This is a genomic window from Streptomyces prasinopilosus (assembly GCF_001419695.1).
Lineage (GTDB): Bacteria > Actinomycetota > Actinomycetes > Streptomycetales > Streptomycetaceae > Streptomyces > Streptomyces prasinopilosus.
This window is the reverse complement of sequence record NZ_LIRG01000323.1, coordinates 1-2,742: the sequence shown is the minus strand read 5'-3', so window position 1 is coordinate 2,742 and position 2,742 is coordinate 1. Positions and strand designations below refer to the sequence as shown.

At 67.8% G+C, this 2,742-nt stretch carries 2 protein-coding genes; both read right to left on the bottom strand.

What is annotated here, in order from left to right; translation table 11 throughout:
- Window positions 1-432 precede the first annotated feature (432 nt).
- A complete protein-coding gene (locus AOK18_RS14450; protein WP_055694621.1) occupies window positions 433-2,118 on the bottom strand; it encodes a ribonuclease J in 1,686 nt (561 codons plus the stop codon).
- 156 nt (window positions 2,119-2,274) lie between these two features.
- The coding region (locus tag AOK18_RS14445) for a dihydrodipicolinate synthase family protein (RefSeq protein WP_206281546.1) at window positions 2,275-2,742 on the bottom strand (468 nt) is incomplete at its 5' end.

Sequence of the window (2,742 nt, the reverse complement as noted above, 5' to 3'; positions counted from 1 at the left end):
ACCTCAACGATCCGGACCGTGCGGTCCTTCTCGTCGGGGTATCAACATATCTGGCGTTGATTTTTGGCACGCTGTTGAGTTCTCAAGGAACGGACGCTTCCTTCGTACCGGCCCTCGCGGGCTTTCCTCCGGGCGCTTCCCTTCGGTTGTGCGTTTCCGACTCTATCAGACCGTTTCCGGTCCGATGTCCTCGGTGGCTTTCGCCGTTTTCCGCCGTTCGGGGTTTTCCGCTTGCGCGTTTCCCTTTCCGGCGGACCCGACTTTATCAGAAGTTCTGAGTCGGTTTTCCCGACCCTCCGGGAACTGGATCCGATGCTCGAAGCAGTCGGGTTCCCGGTCGGTGGGAGCTGTAAACGTACTGGAGCGGGGCGCCCCGATGCAAATCGAGGCGCCCCGCTGCCGGTTGCGGTGTACGGACTGTCCTACGGGCCGTCAGACCTCCACGACGACGGGCAGGATCATCGGCCGGCGCCGGTAGGTGTCGGAGACCCACTTGCCCAGCGTCCGGCGTACCAGCTGCTGCATCTGGTGCGCTTCGACGACGCCGTCCTGGGCGGACCGTTCCAGGACGTCGACGATCTTCGGCAGTACGGCGGTGAAGGCCGCGTCCTCGATGCCGGATCCGCGCGCCTGGATGTGCGGACCGCCGGTGATCTTCCCGGTGGACGAGTCGAGGACCATGAAGACCGAGATGATGCCCTCGTCACCGAGGATCTTGCGGTCCTTCAGGGCCGGTTCGCCGACATCGCCCACGGACAGGCCGTCGACGTAGACGTAGCCGGCCTGGACCTTGCCGGAGATCTTCGCCCTGCCGTCGATCAGGTCGACGACGACCCCGTCCTCGGCGATGACGATGCGGTCGTGCGGGACGCCGGTCAGGGCGCCCAGCTCGGCGTTGGCCCGCAGGTGGCGCCATTCGCCGTGCACCGGCATGAGGTTCTTCGGGCGGCAGATGTTGTAGAAGTACAGCAGCTCGCCGGCGGAGGCGTGGCCCGAGACGTGCACCTTGGCGTTGCCCTTGTGGACGACGTTGGCGCCCCAGCGGGTCAGGCCGTTGATGACGCGGTAGACCGCGTTCTCGTTGCCGGGGATGAGGGACGACGCGAGGATCACCGTGTCGCCCTGGACGATGCGGATCTGGTGGTCGCGGTTGGCCATCCGGGACAGGGCTGCCATCGGTTCGCCCTGCGAGCCCGTGCAGACCAGGACCACTTCGCTGTCCGGCAGGTCGTCCAGCGTCTTCACGTCGACGACCAGGCCCGGCGGAACCCTGAGGTAGCCGAGATCGCGGGCGATGCCCATGTTGCGGACCATGGAACGGCCGACGAAGGCGACCCGGCGGCCGTACTCGTGCGCCGCGTCCAGGATCTGCTGGATGCGGTGGACGTGGCTGGCGAAGCTCGCCACGATGATCCGCTTGCGGGCGCCGGCGAAGACCTGGCGCAGGACGTTGGAGATGTCCCGTTCGGGCGGGACGAAGCCCGGGACCTCGGCGTTCGTCGAGTCGGACAGGAGGAGGTCGATGCCCTCCTCGCTGAGGCGGGCGAACGCGTGGAGGTCCGTGAGGCGGTTGTCCAGCGGGAGCTGGTCCATCTTGAAGTCGCCGGTGTGGACCACCATGCCCGCGGGCGTGCGGATGGCCACGGCGAGAGCGTCGGGGATCGAGTGGTTGACCGCGACGAACTCGCAGTCGAACGGACCGATGCGCTCACGGTGCCCCTCCGTCACCTCCAGGGTGTACGGGCGGATGCGGTGCTCCTGGAGCTTCGCCTCGATGAGGGCGAGGGTCAGCTTGGAGCCGATGAGCGGGATGTCCGGCTTCTCGCGGAGCAGGAAGGGGACGCCCCCGATGTGGTCCTCGTGACCATGGGTGAGGACGATGCCCTCGATGTCGTCGAGGCGGTCCCGGATGGACGTGAAGTCCGGCAGGATCAGGTCGATTCCGGGCTGCTCCTCCTCGGGGAAGAGCACGCCGCAGTCGACGATGAGCAGACGGCCGCCGTACTCGAAGACCGTCATGTTGCGGCCGATCTCGCCGAGACCGCCGAGCGGGGTGACGCGCAGGCCGTTCGCGGGGAGCGGGGACGGCGGGCCGAGTTCAGGATGCGGATGACTCAAAAGACTCTCCTCACCACGCACGCCACGTCCCTGGGGCACGTGGCGCGCGTGACGTTCGTGCAGAAGCAGTTGTCGTTGTGGGGCGCGGGCACCGGTGGCCCGCCGCTTATTCAGTTGTGGAATCAGGTTGCGCGAGGGGTCGCGCGAAGTCTGTTGTCAGAGCTGTACCCCGCCGGCGGCGAGATCGATCTTGAGCTGCTCGACCTCCTCCGGCGCGCACGCCGCCATGGGGGCGCGCAGGGGTCCGGCGGGCAGGCCCTGCAGGGCGAGCGCCGCCTTCGTGGTCATCACGCCCTGGGTACGGAACATACCCGTGTAGACGGGGAGCAGCTTCTGGTGGATCTCGGTGGCCTTCTGGACGTCCCCCGAGGTGTACGCCTCGACCAGGGCGCGCAGCTCGGGCGTGACGAGGTGGCCGACGACCGAGACGAAGCCGACGGCGCCCACGGAGAGCAGCGGCAGGTTCAGCATGTCGTCGCCGGAGTACCAGGCGAGGCGGGAGCGCGCGATGGCCCAGCTCGCGCGGCCGAGGTCGCCCTTGGCGTCCTTGTTGGCGACGATCCGCGGGTGCTCGGCCAGGCGGACGAGCGTCTCGGTGTTGATCGGGACACCGCTGCGGCCCGG